Source organism: Streptomyces sp. NPDC093260 (assembly GCF_040683715.1).
In the GTDB taxonomy this organism is placed as follows: Bacteria; Actinomycetota; Actinomycetes; order Streptomycetales; family Streptomycetaceae; genus Streptomyces; species Streptomyces sennicomposti.
The window spans coordinates 421664-440000 of the sequence record NZ_JBFBEK010000001.1 but is presented as its reverse complement, the minus strand read 5'-3'; the positions used below and the strand labels follow the sequence as shown (position 1 = coordinate 440000).

At 73.2% G+C, this 18337-nt stretch carries 14 protein-coding genes; 3 read left to right on the top strand and 11 right to left on the bottom strand.

What is annotated here, in order from left to right:
- The first annotated feature begins 82 nt into the window (after positions 1–82).
- The gene (locus AB0N63_RS01745) at positions 83–1144 is read left to right on the top strand and encodes an alpha/beta hydrolase-fold protein (protein WP_365522640.1); all 1062 of its coding nucleotides are present in this window, start codon (positions 83–85) and stop codon (positions 1142–1144) included.
- Between the two features lie 150 nt (positions 1145–1294).
- On the opposite strand, the gene AB0N63_RS01740 is transcribed toward AB0N63_RS01745, so the two are convergent.
- The 4 genes from AB0N63_RS01740 to AB0N63_RS01725 all read right to left on the bottom strand — a co-directional run bounded on the left by AB0N63_RS01740 (position 1295) and on the right by AB0N63_RS01725 (position 6361).
- Positions 1295–1807 (bottom strand): O-acetyl-ADP-ribose deacetylase, encoded by a 513-nt coding sequence (locus AB0N63_RS01740; RefSeq protein WP_365522638.1) that lies wholly within the window; start codon positions 1805–1807, stop codon positions 1295–1297.
- Positions 1804–3213: an NAD(P)/FAD-dependent oxidoreductase gene (locus tag AB0N63_RS01735; RefSeq protein ID WP_365522636.1), complete on the bottom strand. Its 1410-nt coding sequence runs from the start codon at positions 3211–3213 to the stop codon at positions 1804–1806. The genes AB0N63_RS01740 and AB0N63_RS01735 overlap by 4 nt, the downstream gene beginning before the upstream one ends.
- Positions 3214–3448: 235 nt before the next feature.
- A complete protein-coding gene (locus tag AB0N63_RS01730) occupies positions 3449–4321 on the bottom strand; it encodes an inositol monophosphatase family protein (RefSeq protein WP_365522633.1) in 873 nt (290 codons plus the stop codon).
- Positions 4322–4531: 210 nt separating this feature from the next.
- A complete protein-coding gene (locus tag AB0N63_RS01725; protein ID WP_365522630.1) occupies positions 4532–6361 on the bottom strand; it encodes a gamma-glutamyltransferase in 1830 nt (609 codons plus the stop codon).
- 168 nt (positions 6362–6529) lie between these two features.
- On the opposite strand from AB0N63_RS01725, the gene AB0N63_RS01720 reads away from it, so the two are divergent.
- Both AB0N63_RS01720 and AB0N63_RS01715 read left to right on the top strand, forming a co-directional pair.
- Positions 6530–7594: a biotin/lipoate A/B protein ligase family protein gene (locus tag AB0N63_RS01720; RefSeq protein WP_365522628.1), complete on the top strand. Its 1065-nt coding sequence runs from the start codon at positions 6530–6532 to the stop codon at positions 7592–7594.
- 272 nt (positions 7595–7866) lie between these two features.
- Positions 7867–8556, top strand: a complete 690-nt coding sequence (locus AB0N63_RS01715; RefSeq protein ID WP_365522625.1) for a hypothetical protein — start codon at positions 7867–7869, stop codon at positions 8554–8556.
- 153 nt (positions 8557–8709) lie between these two features.
- On the opposite strand, the gene AB0N63_RS01710 is transcribed toward AB0N63_RS01715, so the two are convergent.
- From AB0N63_RS01710 to AB0N63_RS01680, 7 genes are all read right to left on the bottom strand, one after another.
- Complete coding sequence (locus AB0N63_RS01710) at positions 8710–10242, bottom strand: NCS1 family nucleobase:cation symporter-1 (protein WP_365522623.1); 1533 nt, start codon at positions 10240–10242, stop codon at positions 8710–8712.
- A 30-nt stretch (positions 10243–10272) separates the two neighbouring features.
- Positions 10273–11295 (bottom strand): TIGR03842 family LLM class F420-dependent oxidoreductase, encoded by a 1023-nt coding sequence (locus tag AB0N63_RS01705; RefSeq protein WP_365522620.1) that lies wholly within the window; start codon positions 11293–11295, stop codon positions 10273–10275.
- An 11-nt stretch (positions 11296–11306) separates the two neighbouring features.
- On the bottom strand, positions 11307–12710 hold the full coding sequence (hydA, locus tag AB0N63_RS01700; protein WP_365522618.1) for a dihydropyrimidinase: 1404 nt from the start codon (positions 12708–12710) through the stop codon (positions 11307–11309).
- 51 nt (positions 12711–12761) lie between these two features.
- A complete protein-coding gene (locus tag AB0N63_RS01695; protein ID WP_365522615.1) occupies positions 12762–13604 on the bottom strand; it encodes a nitrilase-related carbon-nitrogen hydrolase in 843 nt (280 codons plus the stop codon).
- Between the two features lie 159 nt (positions 13605–13763).
- Complete coding sequence (locus tag AB0N63_RS01690) at positions 13764–15371, bottom strand: PucR family transcriptional regulator (protein WP_365522613.1); 1608 nt, start codon at positions 15369–15371, stop codon at positions 13764–13766.
- Between the two features lie 145 nt (positions 15372–15516).
- A complete protein-coding gene (locus AB0N63_RS01685) occupies positions 15517–16800 on the bottom strand; it encodes an aspartate aminotransferase family protein (RefSeq protein WP_365522611.1) in 1284 nt (427 codons plus the stop codon).
- On the bottom strand, positions 16797–17639 hold the full coding sequence (locus tag AB0N63_RS01680; protein ID WP_365522608.1) for a nitrilase-related carbon-nitrogen hydrolase: 843 nt from the start codon (positions 17637–17639) through the stop codon (positions 16797–16799). Before AB0N63_RS01680 ends, AB0N63_RS01685 begins: the two co-directional genes overlap by 4 nt.
- Positions 17640–18337 lie beyond the last annotated feature (698 nt).

Here is an 18337-nt window from a genome sequence, read left to right as displayed (position 1 = left end):
GGCTGCCGCCGCCTGATCACCGGCTTCTCGGTATTTCGGACGGCGCCACCGGAGACGGTCGCCGCTAGGAGAGGGTGTCTGTGTGGCGCTGACCGGTACGACGTTCTTCTTCGTCCTCGTCGTCGCGACGTTCCTCGCGATGGTGGGCACGGTGGCGTTGTGGCCCAAGGTGGGCGGTCCCAGAGGCCTGCGCTGGCTGACGCACGGGGTGATGATCGCGGTGTGCCAGGTCACCGCCATCTCCGTGGTGGCGACGTGGATCAACAACAGCTACGGGCTGTACGCCTCCTGGGCCGACCTGCTGGGCACGACGAGTTCGGCCAACGCGGACGCGATGCCCGGGCCGCCGGCGAGTCGCGCGCAGTTCAACCACAGCACGCGCGAGGGTGTGCTGGACACGTACTTCCGCGGCGGCCGCTCCGCGCTGTCGGGGCAGGTGCTGGTGTGGACGCCGCCCCAGTACGACGAGCCCGCCTACCGCAAGAAGCGGTTCCCGGTGCTGATCCTGATGCACGGCGTCCCCGGCTCGCCGCAGTCCTGGGTGGAGCACGGGGGGATGCCCGGGGACTTCGAGCAGCTGATGAAGCAGCGCAAAGTCCACCCCTTCATCCTGGCGATGCCGGTGATCGACCCGGGCAGCGTGGACACCGACTGCAGCGACCTGCCCGACCGCAAGGTCGCCACCTGGCTGGCGTACGACGTGCCTGATCTGCTCAAGCACAAGTTCCGCACACTGAGCGGGCACTCCGGCTGGGGTGTGATGGGGTACTCGACCGGCGGCTACTGCGCGGCCAAACTGCCCCTGCAGTATCCGAAGATCTTCGGCGCGGGCGCCGCCATCGACCCCGACCCGCTGACGGGTGACACCTCCGTCCTGCCCGACCCCGAGCTGCGCGCGGCCAACACCCCGACCAAGCTCGTCGCCGGATCCAAGGCGCGGGTGAGCCTGTTCCTCGCCACCTCCCGTCAGGACCGGGTCAGTCCGCCCGCGTCCATCGAGAAGTTCCTCGCGGCCTCGGCGACGTCCTCCGTCCAGGTGCGCACCCAGTTGCTGCCCAGCGGCGGCCACAACTACCAGACCTTCGCGGCCTCGTACCCGATGGCCTTCCACTGGCTCGGCGCCTGGCTGTCGGCACCGAAGTAGCCGCGCGTGGTCGATGCGGGGCCGTGACGCACCTGGCGCACCGGTCCGAGGGGGGCGGGGGCAACGCCGGTCCGGTACCGCGCCGGCTGCTGGTGCCCGGGGCGCGGATCGCCGCGCCCGGCGCGCCGGGCAGCGAGCCGGTGATCCGCGTCAGCCGAGTCGCCGGGCGAACACGTCGTACGCCCGGTCGTCGAAGAGCACGAATCCGACCTCCTCGACGGCCGTCGGCGTCTTCCGCACCGTCTCGACGGCGATGCGGGCCGCGTCGTCGACGGGCCATCTGTACGCACCGGTGGAGATCGCCGGGAAGGCGACCGTGCGGGCGCCGAGTTCGTCGGCGACCCGCAGCGACTCGCGGTAGCAGGAGGCCAGCAGCACCGAGCGGTCCTCGCTCGCCGACCAGACCGGGCCTACCGTGTGGATCACCCAGCGGGCGTCCAGTTCGCCGGCCGTCGTGGCGACCGCCTGGCCCGTGGGCAGGCCCTTGCCGTAGCGCGAGGCCCGCAGGGCGCGACACTCCTCCAGGACGGCGGGGCCGCCCCGGCGGTGGATCGCGCCGTCCACTCCTCCCCCGCCGAGCAGGGAGGAGTTGGCGGCGTTGACGAGGGCGTCGGCCCGCTGGCGGGTGATGTCGCCCTGGACGAGGGTGATCGTGGTGCTCATGTCTGCCTCAGTCTCCGCCAGACGGCCTTGGCCGCGTTGTGCCCCGACATGCCGTGCACGCCCGGGCCCGGCGGGGTGGCCGAGGAGCAGATGAACACGGCCGGGTGCCGGGTGTGGTACGGGAACAGGGTCGGCCTGGGGCGCAGCAGGAGACGCAGTCCGGCGACCGAGCCGGTGGCGATGTCGCCGCCGACGTAGTTGGCGTCGCGGGCGGCGAGTTCGGGCGGGCCCGCGGTCGCGCGGGCGAGGACGCGGTCGCGGAAGCCGGGGGCGTAGCGCTCCAGTTGGCGTTCGATGGCGTCGGTGAGGTCGCCGGTCCAGCCGTTGGGCACGTGGCCGTACACCCAGAAGACGTGCCGGCCGGCCGGGGCGCGGCTGGGGTCCACGACGCTGGGCTGGACCGTGATGAGGAAGGGCCTCTCGGGTGCGCGGCCCTCGCGGGCGGCGGCGTTGAGCGCGGCGCCGATCTCCGCGCTGTCCGCGCCGATCTGCACGGTGCCGGCGACGCGGGGCGCCTCGGCGGTCCACGGGACGGGGCCGTCCAGCGCGTAGTCGATCTTGAAGACGCCGGGTCCGTAGCGGTAGCCCTCGTAGTACCGGCCGAGTCCGGCGATGCGGGCCAGGGCGGTGGGCGAGGTGTCGAAGACGTACGCGCGGGCGGGCGGCAGGTCGTCCAGTCGCTTGACCTCGTAGTCGGTGTGGATCGCGCCGCCCAGTTCGGTCAGGTACCCGGCGAGGGCGTCGGAGATCGCCTGGGAACCGCCGCGGGCCAGCGGCCAGCCGCGGGCGTGCGCGGCCAGCGCGAAGACCAGACCGATGGCGCCGGTGGCGACGCCGTTCAGCGGGGACATGACGTGGGCGACCAGACCGGCTAGGAGGGTCTTGGCCCGCTCGTCGTGGAAGCGGCGCATCAGCCAGGTGGCGGGCGGGAGGCCGACGAGGCCGAAGCGGGCGAGGGTGACGGGGTCGCGCGGCAGCGCGGTGAGCGGCAGCGACATGAAGTCGCGGGCCAGGGTGTCCCAGCGGGGCAGGAACGGCTCGACCAGCCTGCGGTACGCGCCCGCGTCGCGCGGTCCGAAGGAGGCCGCCGTCTCGGCGACGGAGCGGGCCAGGACGGCCGCGGTGCCGTCCGGGAAGGGGTGCGCCATGGGCAGCTCGGGGTGGAGCCAGCGCAGGCCGTGGCGCTCCAGGGGCAGGGCGCGGAAGGCGGGCGAGTTGACGCCGAGGGGGTGGGCGGCGGAGCACGGGTCGTGGCGGAAGCCGGGCAGGGTGAGTTCCTCGGTGCGGGCGCCGCCGCCGACGGTGGCACGGGCCTCGAAAACGGCCACGGAGAAGCCGCGCCGGGCCAGCTCCACGGCCGCGGTCAGCCCGTTCGGCCCCGCACCCACCACGACCGCATCGAGCATCGACGCCACCTTGGGACCCCTTCGTCAGCCGATGGCCACTGCCGCTCAGGATATGCCGCCGGACTGACACGGGAGGACCCGGTCCCGGGGCGGTGGAGGGCGGTCGGGGCCGACCGGCCGCCGGGTGGGCGGGCAGATCCGGTGCCGGGCAGCGGCCTGGCGGGGGCCGCCGCCTCCCCGCGGCGCGCGGCGGCCGCGCCGTGGGGGGGTCCTCACCCCGCGCCGTGGGGGGTCCTCACCCCGCCGCCGGGACCCGCGGCTCCCCCGCCGGTTCCGTCAGGAGGGCGGCGACGCGGCGGGCCGTCCGCTCGTCGCGGGCCGCTGTGAACGGGAGGGCGTTGCCCCCGGTGATGCGGAACGGTGCACCGGTGCGGGTCAGGTGGGCGCCGCCCGCCTCCTCGACCAGCAGCAGACCCGCCGCGTGGTCCCAGGCCGCCTCCCAGCTGAAGGCGGTGGCGTCCAGCTCGCCCCGGGCGACCGCCAGGTACTCCAGGCCGGCCGAGCCGCAGGCGCGGGGTGCGACGCCGTCCCGGTACAGGCCGAGCAGGCTGCGCTTCTGTTCGTCGGTGGTGTAGTCCGGGTGCGAGTGGGCCACGCGCAGGGCCCGGTCGGCGTCCGGCGTGCCCGAGCGCAGCGGCTGCCCGCCGAGGAGGGCGCCCCGGCCGCGTACGGCGGTGGCGATCAGGTCGAGCGCGGGGGCGTAGGTCCACGAGCCCAGCAGGACCCCGCCGCGGGCGAGGGCGACCAGCGTGCAGAAGCCGGGGTCGCCGTGCACGAACTGCCGGGTGCCGTCCACGGGGTCCACGATCCAGACCGGGGCGTCGCCGCGCAGCGCGTCGTAGACCGCCGGGTCGGCGTGCACCGCCTCCTCGCCGACCACGACGGAGCCGGGCAGCAGCGCGCCGAGCCTGTCGGTGAGGTACCGCTCGGCGAGCCGGTCGGCGTCCGTCACCAGGTCGTGCGGGCCGGACTTCTGGTCGATCTCGTGCTCGGCCAGGCGGCGGAAGCGGGGCATGATCTCGGCCGCGGCGGCCGTGCGGACCGCCTCCTCCACGTCGGCCGAGTGGCGCACGAGAAACTCTTCGATGGTTTCCGTCTCTTCGATCATGCCTCCATGAGAGCACGGGCTTGTGACAACGCCCGCCTCCTGGGTGCACGCCCGATGGAATCGGCGTGAACACCCGGCGTCGCCGGGGACGGGCGCGGGCGGGCGCACGCCCCGGCTCCCCGGAACGCCGCGGGCGCCTCCTCGACGCGCTGCGGCGCCTCTCCCCCCGGCGGCGCAGCGCAGAACGGGGCGCGCGGCCCGGTCCCCGCCTCAGCGGCCGACCGCGTACCCCTGCATGCCGCGCGGGTTCGCCGCCGCCGACAGGACGCCGGTCTCCGGGTCCCGGGCGACCGCGCACAGCCGGCCCTCGGACCACGGGCCGCCGACGGTCACGTCATGGCCGCGGCGGCGCAGTCCGGCGACGGTCGCCGGTGCTGTGCGGGACTCGACGGTGACGCTGCCGGGCCGCATCCCGCGCGGGAAGAACGACCCGACCAGGCCGTCCTGGTGCCAGTTCGGGGCGTCCACGGCGCCCTGGAGGTCGAGGCCGCCGCGGACGGCGGGACGCAGGGCGAGCGCCAGGAAGAAGTGCAGTTGCCACTGGTCCTGCTGGTCGCCGCCGGGGGTGCCGAACGCGAGGACGGGCTCACCGCCGCGCAGGGCGATCGACGGGCTGAGAGTGGTGCGCGGACGGCGGCCGGGCGTCAGCGAGTTGGGCAGGCCCTCCTCCAGCCAGGTCATCTGCAGCCGGGTGCCGAGCGGGAAGCCGAGTTCGGGCACGACGGGATTGGACTGGAGCCAGCCCCCGCTGGGTGTGGCGGCGACCAGGTTGCCCCAGCGGTCGACCACGTCGAGGTGGCAGGTGTCGCCGCGGGTGTGACCGTCACCGGTGACGACGGGCTCACCCGGCACCGGGGAGGTGGGCGGCTTGGCGACGGTGGGCTCGCCCGCGCCCGGGAGCCCGTGCTCCGCCGCGCGCGTGGCGGCCCGGCGGGCGTGCGCGCCGAGCCGTGGGACGCGTCCGCCGGGGCTGCCCGGCCGCAGCTCCGACGAGGCCTGTTCGCCGACGAGTCGGCGGCGGCCGGCGTTGTACTCGGCCGACAGCAGGTCGGCCAGCGGCACTTCGGCGGCGTCGCCGTACCAGGCCTCCCGGTCGGCCATGGCCAGTTTGCATCCCTCGATCAGCAGATGGAGGCAGTCGGCCGATCCGTACTCGGGCAACTCCTCGGGCAGCAAGGCGAGTTGCTGGAGCAGGACGGGGCCCTGGCTCCAGGGGCGCGGCTTGCACACGGTCCAGCCGTTCCAGTCGTACGTCGCGGGCGTCTCGTAACCCGCGGACCAGGCGGCGAGGTCAGCGGCGGTGAGGGTGCCGGTGTGATGCCGGCCGCTGGTGTCCAGGGTGGGCCGCCCCGCCTGGCGGATCAGGGCCTCGGCGACGAAGCCGGTGCGCCACACCTCGCGCGCGGCGTCGATCCGCGCCTCCCGGCCGCCCGCGCCGGCGGTCTCCGCGAGCAGCCGTCTCCAGGTGGCGGCGAGCGCGGGGTTGCGCAGCAGCCGGCCGGGCTCGGGGGCGCGCCCGCCGGGCAGGTAGACCTCGGCGGACGAGGTCCACTCGGTCTCGAACAGTTCCCGTACGGTCTCGACGGCCGCGCCCACGCCTTCGACGGGCGGGTGACCGTGTTCGGCGTAGCCGACGGCGTACTTCAGGACCTCGTCCAGGGGCTTGGTGCCGTGGTCGCGCAGGAGGAGGAGCCAGGCGTCGAAGGCGCCGGGGACGGCGGCGGCCAGCGGTCCGGTGCCGGGCACGAGGTCCAGGCCGAGCCCCTGGTAGTGGGCGACGGTCGCCCCGGCGGGCGCCACGCCCTGTCCGCACAGCACCCGCACCTCGCCGCCGGCCGGGGCGAGCAGGATCGGCGCCTCGCCCGCCGGCCCGTTGAGGTGCGGCTCGACCACGTGCAGCACGAAGGCGCCGGCCACGGCGGCGTCGTAGGCGTTGCCGCCGTCCTCCAGTACGGCCATCGCCGACTGGGAGGCGAGCCAGTGGGTGGAGGACACCATGCCGAAGGCGCCTTGGAGGGTGGGGCGGGTGGTGAACTGCATCTGTCACCTCGGGGTTCGCGTGTCGTGGCCGCGGCCGGGTGTCCGCGTGTCCGTCCCGGTGCGCACCTACCTACCCAGGTGCGGTGCGGGAACGCGGCGCGCCGGGCGGCGGGAACACCCGGGCCGCCCCGGGCGTTGTGCGCTGCGGTGGAAACGGAGGCTCTGGCAGTGCACGGTGAGTACAAGGTGCCCGGCGGCAAGCTCGTCGTCGTGGACGTGGCGGTCGAGGACGGCGTGCTGCGGCACGTGCGCGTGGCGGGAGACTTCTTCCTGGAGCCGGACGAGGCGCTGGAGGCGGTGAACGCCGCGCTGGAAGGCGCCCCGGCGGACACGGACGCCGCCGCTCTCGCCGCCCGGATCGACGCGGCGCTGCCCGTCGGCACGGTGATGTACGGGCTGACCTGCGAGGGCGTGGCGATCGCGGTGCGCCGCGCGCTGGCGCACGCCACCGACTGGACCGACTACGACTGGCAGCTGATCCACGACGACCCCCAGTCCCCCGCCCTGCACATGGCGCTGGACGAGGTGCTGACGGCGGAGGTGGCCGCGGGTCTGCGGCCGCCGACCCTGCGGGTGTGGGAGTGGGCCTCCCCCGCGGTGATCATCGGAAGCTTCCAGTCGCTGCGCAACGAGGTGGACGCCGAGGGCGCCGCCCGGCACGGCGTGGAGGTGGTGCGCCGGATCTCCGGCGGCGGCGCGATGTTCGTCGAGCCGGGCAACACGATCACGTACTCGCTGTCGGTGCCCGAGTCACTGGTGCAGGGCCTGTCCTTCCAGGACAGTTACGCCTACCTCGACGACTGGGTGCTCGGCGCGCTCGGCGACATGGGCATCCGGGCCTGGTACCAGCCGCTCAACGACATCGCCACCGACCAGGGCAAGATCGCGGGGGCCGCGCAGAAGCGGATCGTGGGCCCGGCGGGGCGGCCCGGCGCGGTGCTGCACCACGTGACCATGTCGTACGACATCGACGCGGACAAGATGGTCGAGGTGCTGCGGATCGGGCGGGAGAAGCTGTCCGACAAGGGCACCGGGAGCGCCAAGAAGCGGGTGGACCCGTTGCGCCGGCAGACCGGGCTGCCCCGGGAGGCCGTCATCGAGCGGATGATCGACTCCTTCCGGGGGCGCTACGGCCTGTCGGACGGCAAGGTCACCGACGGGGAGCTGGTGCGTGCCCACGAGCTGGCCCGGACGAAGTTCGCCTCAGCCGAGTGGACGGCGCGGGTGCCGTAGCGGGCCTTGTGCGGCAGCGGTGCCGGGGTCGTGGTGGTGCCGGGCCTGGGCGGTCCGGTGGGCGGATGGCGTGAGGCCCCGGGCGGCGCGCGGACCGGGTCCGCCGGCCGGACACAGGGGGACGAACTTCGCTTCGGCGGCGGGGCCGCGTGATCGTCCGGGTACGGAGCGAGTTGGCACTTCCGCCCCACAGGTACTCGTGTGACACTGGCGTCCACCGTCCACAGTGTGGACGCCCTCCGCTTCGTCCGTCCCCACACGAGAAGTGCGCCGTGCGTGAATTCCCCCTGCCGCTCGCGCTCACCGCGCGGCTCAGCCCGGTCCTCGTCCTCGCCTGCACGGGGTGGGCGCTGACGTCCGGGCCGTTCGCGGCGTCGCCGGCCGACGACGGGCGGGCCGCCGCGCAGAAGACCCCGACGGCCGACGCCTCGGCGCCGGCCGGCCCCGGCGGCGCGCCGTCGGCGAGCGCGGCGGCCCCGGTCTACACGTCCGCGCCGCAGCCGTGCGCGGCCGTCGCCGCCAGGACCCTCTCCTCCCTGGTGCCGGGGGCGAAGTCGGCGGGCAAGGAGATCCCGTCGACCGACGAGCGGGTGCGCCGCACCTGCTCGTGGAACGCGCTCAAGGGCTACGACTACCGCTGGCTCGACGTGTCCTTCGAGATCATGCGGACCACGGACGCGGCGCGCACCTCCTACCGGCAGCGCACCGCCGAGAAAAGCGGCGGCGGGGCGGTCCCCGGGCTCGGCGACGAGGCGTACTCGGTGGTGAACCTGACCACCGAGGACAAGCAGCAGACCCGGGAGGGCGTGGTGCTGGCGCGCGTCGCCAACGCGCTGGTGGTGGTCACGTACAACGGCAGCGACTTCGAGACGAAGAAGGCGCCGGACACCGACGAGATCAACAAGGGCGCCATCAAGGCCGCCAAGGAGGCCGTGGCCGCGCTGGGGCAGGCCCAGGGCTGAGGTCCGGTACGGGACCCGCGTCGGCCGTGCGGCCCTGCCCGGGGCTCGGCCGCGCCGCCCCGTCCCGTCCCCGGGCGGGACGCGCGGGGAGGTGGTGGCCCGTCGTCCTGCGGGCCACCACCTCCTCCGGCCGCGCTGTGCCGAGTCCGCCGGTCAGACCGTTGCCTGGCCGCGCTCCCGCCCGGCGGCGAGCGTGAGCACCAGATACAGCACCAGCGAGGTACCGAGCCCCACCGCCCAGCCGTAGTCCGCGAGCGGCTTGAGGGCGGGGATCGGGCGGCCGGCGATCAGCGGATGGAAGTCCGCGCCGCCGATGGCGAGGACACCGCCCACCGCGAACGCCACGACCGCCCGCCAGTTCCAGCCGCCCGCGTACCAGTAACGCCCGCCGGCCCGGTACAGGTCGGCCAGGTCGAGCCGGGTGCGCCGCACGATCCAGTAGTCCGCGACGAGGATGCCGGCCACCGTGCCGAGCAGCCCGCCGACCAGGCCGAGCCAGGTGAAGATGTAGCCCTGCGGGTCGGAGTAGAGCTTCCACGGGCAGATCACCACGGCGAGCACGGCGGTGATCAGCGCGCCGGAGCGGAAACTCACCTTGCGCGGGGCGATGTTGGAGAAGTCGAACGCCGGGGAGACCAGGTTGGCGGCGATGTTCACCGACAGGGTCGCCACCAGCACGGTCACCAGCGCGTACAGCAGCCCGGCGACGTTGTCCGTCTTCGCCGCCAACTGCACCGGGTCCCACACGGGTTGGCCGTACACGGCCTGGGAGCCGGAGGTGACCAGCACCGACAGGAACGCGAACAGGGTCATCGTGGTGGGCAGGCCGAGCGCCTGGCCCCGGGTCTGCGCGCGCTGGCTGCGGCCGTAGCGGGTGAAGTCGGGGATGTTCAGCGAGAGGGTGGACCAGAAGCCGATCATGCCCATCAGGGAGGGCGCGAACAGCTTCCAGAAGTCCGTTCCCCAGCCCAGCCTGGACGGCTGGTCGAAGAGCGGGCCGAGGCCGCCGGCCTTGTGGCTCATCCAGCCCAGCATCACGATCGCGCCGACGATCACGAACGGCGCCGCCCAGTTCTCGAACCGGCGGATGGTCTCCATGCCCCGGTAGATGACGGCCACCTGGATCACCCAGAAGACCGCGAACGACAGCCACATCGTCCAGGCGTACCCACCCACCTCGCCGGCCTTCGACCAGCTGTCGCCGATCAGCTTCCCGGCCAGGAAGTAGATCGCCTCGCCGCCGATCCAGGTCTGGATGCCGAACCAGCCGCATGCCACCAACGCCCGCACGACGGCGGGGAGGTTGGCCCCGCGCACCCCGAAGGAGGCGCGGGCGAAGACGGGGAAGGGGATGCCGTACTTCGGCCCGGCGTGCCCGGTGAGCAGCATCGGGACGAGCACGATCAGATTGGCCAGGGCGATGGTGAACACCGCCTGCTTCCAGTCCATGCCGACGGCGATCAGCCCGGAGGCCAGGGTCCAGGAGGCCGTGTTGTGGGCCATGCCGACCCACAGCGCGGAGAAGTTGTACGTCGTCCAGGTGCGGCCGGCGACGGGGACCGGTAGCAGGTCCCCGTTGGCGTAGGGGCCGCTGGGCGGCTCGGTGCCCGGGGCGATCTCCACCCGCCCGTCGGCAAGGGTGACCTGGGCGGACGGCGGTATGCCCGGGGGTGCGGTGTCGGTCATGGGCAGCCCAATCGGATCGGGACCGGTGGTTCAGGGGTTGACGACGGGAATGACCTCGCGGCCGTACGCGTCGATCACTGCTTCGCGCGCGTCGTGCATGGCGTACACGGCGAACTGGTCCACACCCAGCTCGCGCAGCGCGGTCAGCTTCTCGATGTGCGCCTCGACCGGTCCGATCAGGCAGAACCGGTCGACGATCTCGTCGGGCACGAACTGGGTGTCCGGGTTGCCGCTGCGCCCGTGATGGGCGTAGTCGTAGCCCTGGCGGGCCTTGATGTACTCGGTCAGCTCGTCGGGCACGGCGGCCGAGTGCTCGCCGTAGCGGGCGACCAGGTCGGCGACGTGATTGCCGACCATCCCGCCGAACCAGCGGCACTGCTCGCGGGCGTGGGCGAGCGCCTCGGGCGAGTCGTCGGCGGTGACGTAGGCGGGCGCGGCGACGCAGACCGTCACCTCGGCCGGGTCCCGTCCGGCCTGCGCGGCGGCGTCCTTGACCGCCTTGACCATGTACTCGGTGAGGTAGAGGTCGGCGAGCTGGAGGATGAACCCGTCGGCCTCCTCGCCGGTCATCTTCAGCGCCTTGGGCCCGTACGCGGCCATCCAGACGGGGAGTTCGGCACCCGGCCGCACCCAGGGGAACTTCACCACGGTGCCGCCGCCGAGGTCGGCCTCCTCGCCCCGGCCGAGGGCCCGGATGACTTTCATGGCCTCGCTGATCCGGGCGAGCGTGTTGGGTTTGCGGCCGGCCACGCGCATGGCGGAGTCGCCGCGGCCGATGCCGCACACGGTGCGGTTGCCGAACATGTCGTTCAGGGTGGCGAAGGTGGAGGCGGTGACCTCCCAGGTGCGGGTGCCCGGATTGGTGACCATCGGCCCGACCGTCAGGTGCTCGGTCCGCGCGAGGATCTGGCTGTGGATGACGAACGGTTCCTGCCACAGCACGGCGGAGTCGAAGGTCCAGCCGTAGCGGAAGCCGTTGCGTTCGGCGCGCTGCATCAGCTCGACGACGCGCGAGGCCGGCGGGTCGGTCTGGAGGACGAGTCCGAAGTCCATGGGCGGCGCTCCTAGTCGAGGTACTGGCAGGTGGCGCGGGGGGTGTAGACGCCGTGGCCGGCGCGTCCGGTGTACTCCCGCTCGGTGATGACGGCCTCGCCGCGCGAGAGCACGGTCTCCACCCGGCCGGTGATGCGCCGGCCCTCGTACGCCGAGTAGTCGACGTTCATGTGGTGGGTCTCGGCAGAGAGGACCTGCTCGGCGTGCGGGTCGTAGATCACCACGTCGGCGTCGGCGCCGGGGGCGATGGTGCCCTTCTTCGGGTAGAGGCCGAACATCCGGGCCGGGGTGGCGCAGGCGATCTCGATCCAGCGTCGGCGCGAGATGTGGCCGTCCACGACGGCCTGGTGCAGCAGGTCCATACGGTTCTCCACCCCCGGCAGCCCGTTGGGGATCTTGGAGAAGTCGCCGCGGCCCAGCTCCTTCTGGCCGCTGAAGCAGAAGGGGCAGTGGTCGGTGGAGACCACCTGGAGGTCATTGGTCCTCAGGCCCTGCCACAGGGCCGCCTGGTGGTCCTGTGGGCGCAGGGGGGTGCTGCACACGTATTTCGCGCCCTCGAAGCCGGGCTCGGCGAGGTTGTCGGTGGACAGGAAGAGGTACTGCGGACAGGTCTCGCCGAAGACGGGCAGCCCGTCGTCGCGTGCCCGGGCCAGTTCGGCGACCGCCTCGCGGGCCGAGACGTGCACCACGTACAGCGGCGCGCCCGCCACCTGCGCGAGCCGGATCGCCCGGTGGGTGGCCTCGGCCTCCAGCAGGGCCTTGCGGACCTCGCCGTGGTAGCGCGGATCGGTCTCGCCCCGGGCGAGGGCCTGCTCGACCAGGACGTCGATGGCGATGCCGTTCTCGGCGTGCATCATGATCAGCCCGCCGTTGCCGGCGGCCTGCTGCATGGCGCGCAGGATCTGCCCGTCGTCGGAGTAGAACACACCCGGGTACGCCATGAACTGCTTGAAGGAGGTCACCCCCTCCTCCACCAGGAGGTCCATCTCCTTCAGCGTCTCCTCGGTGACATCGGAGACGATCATGTGGAAGCCGTAGTCGACGGCGCAGTTGCCCTCGGCCTTGGCGTGCCAGGCGTCCAGGCCCTCGCGCAGGGCCCCGCCCCTGGACTGGATGGCGAAGTCCACGATGGTGGTCGTGCCGCCCCAGGCGGCGGCGCGGGTGCCGGTCTCGAAGGTGTCGGAGGCGTAGGTGCCGCCGAACGGCATCTCCATGTGGGTGTGTCCGTCCACGCCGCCCGGGATCACGTATTTCCCGGTGGCGTCGATGGTGTGCTCGGCGGTGAAGGCATCGGCGGCGGGGGTGCCGGTGGCGGCGAGGGCGGCGATGCGGCCGTCCTCGATGAGGACGTCGGCGTGGATCTCGTCGGATGCGGTGATGACGAGACCGCCGCGGATGGCTGTACGGCGGCTCATGGGGACCTCTCGTTCGTCGTCGGCTGCGGGATGTCGGTGGCCGGGGTTCCGTTACGGCGCGGTCAGCGGGCCGTAGGTGCCCGGGGCCCGGTCGCGGTAGAACTGCCAGCGGTCGCGGACCTCGCGGAGCTTGGCGAGGTCCAGGTCGCGGACGACCAGTTCGCTCTCCTTGTCGCTGGCGACCTCGCCGACGAACTGGGCCTCCGGGTCCACGAAGTACGACGTGCCGTAGAAGTCGTTGTCGCCGAGGTCCTCGACGCCGACACGGTTGATCGCGCCGACGAAGTACTCGTTGGCGGCGGCCGCGGCCGGCTGCTCCAGCTGCCACAGGTAGCCGGACAGGCCCCGGCTGGTGGCCGACGGGTTGAAGACGATCTCGGCGCCGGCCAGGCCCAGCGCCCGCCAGCCCTCGGGGAAGTGGCGGTCGTAGCAGATGTAGACGCCGACCCTGCCGACCGCGGTGTCGAAGACGGGCCAGCCGCTGTTGCCGGGACGGAAGTAGAACTTCTCCCAGAAACCCCGCACTTGGGGGATGTGGGTCTTGCGGTACTTGCCGAGGTAGCTGCCGTCGGCGTCGATGACGGCGGCGGTGTTGTAGAGGACGCCGGGCTGCTCCTCCTCGTACATCGGCAGCACGAGGACGATCCCCAGTTCGCGGGCGAGGGCCTGGAAGCGCCGGGTGACCGGGCCCTCGGGGATCTGCTCGGCGTACTCGTAGAAGGCGGGGTCCTGCACCTGGCAGAAGTAGGGGCCGTAGAACAGCTCCTGGAAGCAGAGGACTTGGGCGCCCTGGGCGGCTGCGTCGCGGACCGCCTGCTCATGGCGGCGGATCATGGACTCCTTGTCGCCGGTCCAGGCGGTCTGGAAGACGGCGGCTCGGATCACTCGGCTCATCGGGACCTCCGCTGCTCGATCGGTGTGCGGTGAGCGTAGGGAAGGCGTGCGGGCCGCTTCGAGGTGCACGGTGTCACGTCCGCCGGGGTGCGGCGTGTCACCGTGTCACTGCGGCCCCGTCCCCTGTGTCACCGGTGTTTCGCCAGGTGGTCGCGGGTTTCACTGCTGTTGCGCGTCGTGCGCGAGGAGGGCTATGTGCACGGAGGCGGCCTGTTCGAAGTCGTCGAGGTCCACGTTGAGGCGGCCCTGTATGGCCTCCAGGCGGCGGTAGAGCGCGGGCCGGGAGACATGGTGGAGCTGGGCGGTGCGGGACTTGTTGCGGCCGGTGGCGAGATACGTGCGCAGGACGTCCAGCAGGTCCTGTCCGGCGTCGCACAGCAGCCCGTCCAGCTCCCGCTCGGCGAAGGACTGCACATGCGGGTTCTCCCGCAGCAGCCGGATCAGCCCGCGCAGATGGACGTCCCTGAGGCGGACCACGGGCGGCAGGTCGAGGGCGGCGGCGGAGCCGGCGACGGCGTCGGCGACGTGCCTCGCCTCGCGCAGCCCGGCGGGCACGTCGTCCCAGCAGGTGCGGGCGTCCGCGGCGGCGACGACCGTCCCGGCCGCTCCGGGCGCCTCGCGCAGCCGGACGGCGAAGTGCTCGGCGAGGGCGTCGGCGTCCTGGTCGCGGGCGAGGCTGAGCAGGACGGCGGTGACGCCCTCGGCGAGTTCGGCGACCAGTCCGGTCAGTCCCAGCAGGCGCAACAGCCGGTCCACTGCGGCCGGGTCCGCGTCGTGGACGACCAGCGGCACGAACGCCCGCCGGTTGACCGGGAGTCCGGCGGCCCGCGCCCTGGGCAGCAGCTGCCGGGCCGGTACGGCGCCGCCGGCGAGGTCGGTGAGCAGGCTCTGCGCCGACTGCTCCTCCCAGGTGCGGCCGGCGACGCCGCCGAGCATGCGGTGCAGGACGAGGGCCTCGGCGGCGCGGTCGGCGAGCAGCCGTCCGGTGGCGGTGTCGCCGCGGTGGCCGCACAGCACGAGCCGGCCCCACCGCTCGCCGCGTCCGCCGAGTTCGGCTCGGATCCAGCCGTCGCCCTCGCTGCCCCCGGCCTGCCGGGCGATGCGCTCCCAGTCGCGCAGCACGTCCTCCACCGCCGACCGCTCCCCCGCCGTGGCGAGGACGCGGTGGGCGAGGTTGGTGACGACGACGGGACAGGCGGTGTGCTGGGTGACCTCGTCCAGCAGCGCCTGCAGCGGGGCGCCCGCGGTGATGAGGGCGGTGAGCGCGGTGCGCACGGCCTCCGACAGGCTGACGGCGGCGTACTTGCGGCGCACCAGCCGGGACTGCACCTCCTCGGTCAACTCCGCGAAGGGGAACGGCCGGTGCAGCACCACCAGGGGCAGTCCGCAGCGTTCGGCGGCCCGGCGCATCACCTCCGGCGGGGTGGGGAAGGCCCGGCCGAGGCCGAGGACGACTGCGGCGGCCTCCGCCCGGTGCAGGGAGCGGATGTACTCGGCCTGCTTCTCCTCGTCGCCGGCGAGCAGCACCCCGGTGGTGAGCACCATCTCGCCGCCGCTGAGCATCACGCCGACGTCGGCCGCCTCGGCGACGTGCACCCAGCGCACCGGCTGGTCGAGCCGGCCGGCGCCGGCCACCACCTCGGGTTCGCCGGCGAGCACCCGTTCCAGGGCGAGCACCTGCCGTACGGACAGGGCGGGTTCGGGCAGGCCGGGGACGGCGGCGGGCGATTGCGGGGCGGTCAGGGGGCGGTCCGAGGAGATGGTCATGGCGACGTTCCCCTTTTGCTCGGTACTCGTTCTGCTCGGTACTCGGTGCTCTCGGTGCCTTCGGTACTGCCGGTACGCGGTACTCCTTCGTCAGGTGCTGCCGGTACGCGTGGCCCGGTGCTTCCGGTTCTCGGCGCGGGGCGCCTCAGTACGCGGCGCGCAGCGCGCTCTCCAGGATCGCGGCGCCCTCCTCGGCCTCCGCCACGGTCAGGGAGAGCGGCGGGGCGATGCGCAGGGCGCTGGTGTCGTGGCCGCCGCCCTTGCCGATGAGCAGGCCGCCTTCGCGAGCCGCCTCAAGCACGGCGGCGGCCGCCCGCGGATCGGCCTCGTCCGTGCCCGGCCGGGCGAGTTCCACGCCGATCATCAGTCCGCGCCCGCGCACCTCGCGGACGCCGGGCAGGCCGGCGGCGACGGCGCGGAGGCGTTCGATGAGCAGGCCGCCGACCCGACGGGCGTTGCCCTGGAGGTCGTGCTCCAGGAGGTGGTTGAGGTTGGCGAGGCCGGCCGCCATGGTGATCTGGGTGCCGCCGAAGGTGGAGATGCTGTTGGCGTCCAGGCAGTTCATGATCTCGCCGCGGGCGACGACGCCGCCGATGGACATGCCGTTGCCGATGCCCTTGGCGAAGGTGAGGATGTCGGGCGGGCCACTGCGGCCGTGCGCCTGCCAGCCCCAGAAGTGCTCTCCGGTGCGGCCCCAGCCGGTCTGCACCTCGTCGGCGATCCACAGGATGCCGTGCTCGCGCAGCACCTCGCGGAAGGCGGCGTACAGGCCGTCGGGCGGGGAGGTGAACCCGCCGACGCCCTGGACGGGTTCGGCGATGAGCGCGGCGGGCGGACGGGTGTGGCCGAGGAGGTCCTTCAGGTCCTCGACGCAGGCGGCGATGAAGGCCTCGTCGTCGAGGTGGGCGAACGGGCCACGGGTGCGGACGCCGCCGTGGACGTAGAGGGTCTGGAGCGGGGAGAGCGAACTCGGGGACCAGGAGCGGTTGCCGGTGACGCCGACCGTGCTGAAGGAACGGCCGTGGTAGCTGTTGCGCATGGCCAGCACGGTGTTGCTGCGCCGGTACGTCGTCGCCAGCAGCAGGGCGGTGTCGTTGGCCTCGGTGCCGGAGGTGGTGAAGAACACCCGGGCGTCCGGGATGCCGCTCAACTGCGCGATTCGCTCGGCGAGTTCCACCATCGGCCGGTTGAGGTAGAGGGTGGAGGAGTGGAGGATGCGGCCGGCCTGCTCGCTGACCGCCTTGGTGACCTCGGGCAGCGCGTGGGCGGTCATGGTGGTGAGGATGCCGCCGAAGAAGTCGAGGTAGCGCCGGCCCGTGCTGTCCCAGACGTGGCGGCCCTCGCCGTGCGTGATCTCGATCGGGTCCTCGTAGTAGAGCGCGAGCCAGTCGGGCAGGACGGCCCGGTGGCGGTCGTAGAGGTCGTTCACGGCTGCACCAGCCCTTCGTAGGCGTCGGGACGGCGGTCGCGGTAGAAGGCCCACTGCTGCCGCACCGCCTCGATGAGGTCGAAGTCGAGGTCGCGGACGAGGAGTTCCTCGGCGGTGTCGCTCGCGGTGCCGCCGACGAACCGGCCGCGGGGGTCGGCGAAGTAGCTCGTCCCGTAGAAGTCGTCGTCGCCGTACTCCTCCTGGCCGACCCGGTTGATCGCGGCGACGAAGTAGGCGTTGGCGACGGCCGCGGCCGGCTGCTCCAGCCGCCACAGGTGGGAGGACAGGCCGCGGTGGGTGGCGGACGGGTTGTACACGAGCTGGGCGCCGTTCAGCCCGAGTTGCCGCCAGCCCTCGGGGAAGTGCCGGTCGTAGCAGATGTAGACGCCGACCTTCCCGACGGCGGTGTCGAAGACGGGCCAGCCCAGGTTGCCCGGCCTGAAGTAGTACTTCTCCCAGAAGCCCTCGAGCTGCGGGATGTGGTGCTTGCGGTACTTGCCGAGGAAGCCGCCGTCGGCGTCGATCACGGCCGCGGTGTTGTAGTAGAAGCCGGGCCGCTCCACCTCGAAGACCGGGACGACGATCACCATGCCGGTCTCCCGGGCGAGGTCCCGCATCCGGCGGACGGTCGGCCCGTCCGGCACGGGCTCGGCCCACCGGTAGTGGCCGGGCTCCTGGACCTGGCAGAAGTACGGCGCGTTGAAGACCTCCTGGAACCCGATGATCCGCGCGCCTTGCCGGGCGGCCTCGCGGGCGTGCCGCTCGTGCTTGGCGACCATGGACTCGGTGTCGCCGGTCCAGGTGGCCTGGACCAGGGCCGCGCGGACGACGTTGGCCATGAGCTGCTCCTTCGGCGTACGTCAGAGCCTCTACGCCCGTAGAACAGGCCTAGAGGCACGAACGTAAGCCTCCCGGGCGGCCTTGCCAAGACCAACGCCGTGAACCCGCGAAGTCGATCGTGTTTCACACTCCGGTGGGTTAGTGGGGTGGCCCTCACGGGTCGGAGGCGGGGGGGACGGGAGCCGCGCGTCGAGCAGGGGGCACGGTCGCGGGCGCCGGGCACGCTGCCCTGCGTCCGGCGCCCTGTCCGGTGCCCGGGCTGCTGACGCCGCGTCTCCGCGCCTTCCGCGGCCGCCGCGCGCGAGGCGGACCGGGCCGTGCACGCCGTGCACGCCGCCGGTCGGCCGCGCGCTCCGCGCACCGCGACGTCGGCGCGTCACGCTCCCGCGCGGGACGACCCCCGGGTGGTACACCGTCACGCCCTCCGCGCAAAGTGCCCCCGTCCGAGCCCCGTGCCGCTCACGTCCGCCCGTGCGCCGGAGGCATGCCCGCGCGCGGCCGGGCAGGGCAGACGCCCTGCCCGGGCCGTCGGCCCGGGGCGGCGCCGCGTGGGGGTCACCCACACGTGCGTATTGCGCTGGCAAACGGACATCGCGGGCTAAGCGGAGCGTACCGTTCATGGTGTTTACGGTTCCGAATGCGTGCAGGAACACCGCGGTCGACCGCGTGTGGCCACCGTGTCCGGCAACCGGACCTC

Bases quoted from the DNA above. Each gene is read 5' to 3' on its own strand.
- AB0N63_RS01740 (WP_365522638.1), bottom strand. From the start codon at position 1,807: ATGAGCACCACGATCACCCTCGTCCAGGGCGACATCACCCGCCAGCGG.
- AB0N63_RS01690 (WP_365522613.1), bottom strand. From the start codon at position 15,371: ATGACCATCTCCTCGGACCGCCCCCTGACCGCCCCGCAATCGCCCGCC.
- AB0N63_RS01710 (WP_365522623.1), bottom strand. From the start codon at position 10,242: ATGACCGACACCGCACCCCCGGGCATACCGCCGTCCGCCCAGGTCACC.
- AB0N63_RS01695 (WP_365522615.1), bottom strand. From the start codon at position 13,604: ATGAGCCGAGTGATCCGAGCCGCCGTCTTCCAGACCGCCTGGACCGGC.
- AB0N63_RS01735 (WP_365522636.1), bottom strand. From the start codon at position 3,213: ATGCTCGATGCGGTCGTGGTGGGTGCGGGGCCGAACGGGCTGACCGCG.
- AB0N63_RS01725 (WP_365522630.1), bottom strand. From the start codon at position 6,361: ATGCAGTTCACCACCCGCCCCACCCTCCAAGGCGCCTTCGGCATGGTG.
- hydA (WP_365522618.1), bottom strand. From the start codon at position 12,710: ATGAGCCGCCGTACAGCCATCCGCGGCGGTCTCGTCATCACCGCATCC.
- AB0N63_RS01730 (WP_365522633.1), bottom strand. From the start codon at position 4,321: ATGATCGAAGAGACGGAAACCATCGAAGAGTTTCTCGTGCGCCACTCG.
- AB0N63_RS01705 (WP_365522620.1), bottom strand. From the start codon at position 11,295: ATGGACTTCGGACTCGTCCTCCAGACCGACCCGCCGGCCTCGCGCGTC.
- AB0N63_RS01680 (WP_365522608.1), bottom strand. From the start codon at position 17,639: ATGGCCAACGTCGTCCGCGCGGCCCTGGTCCAGGCCACCTGGACCGGC.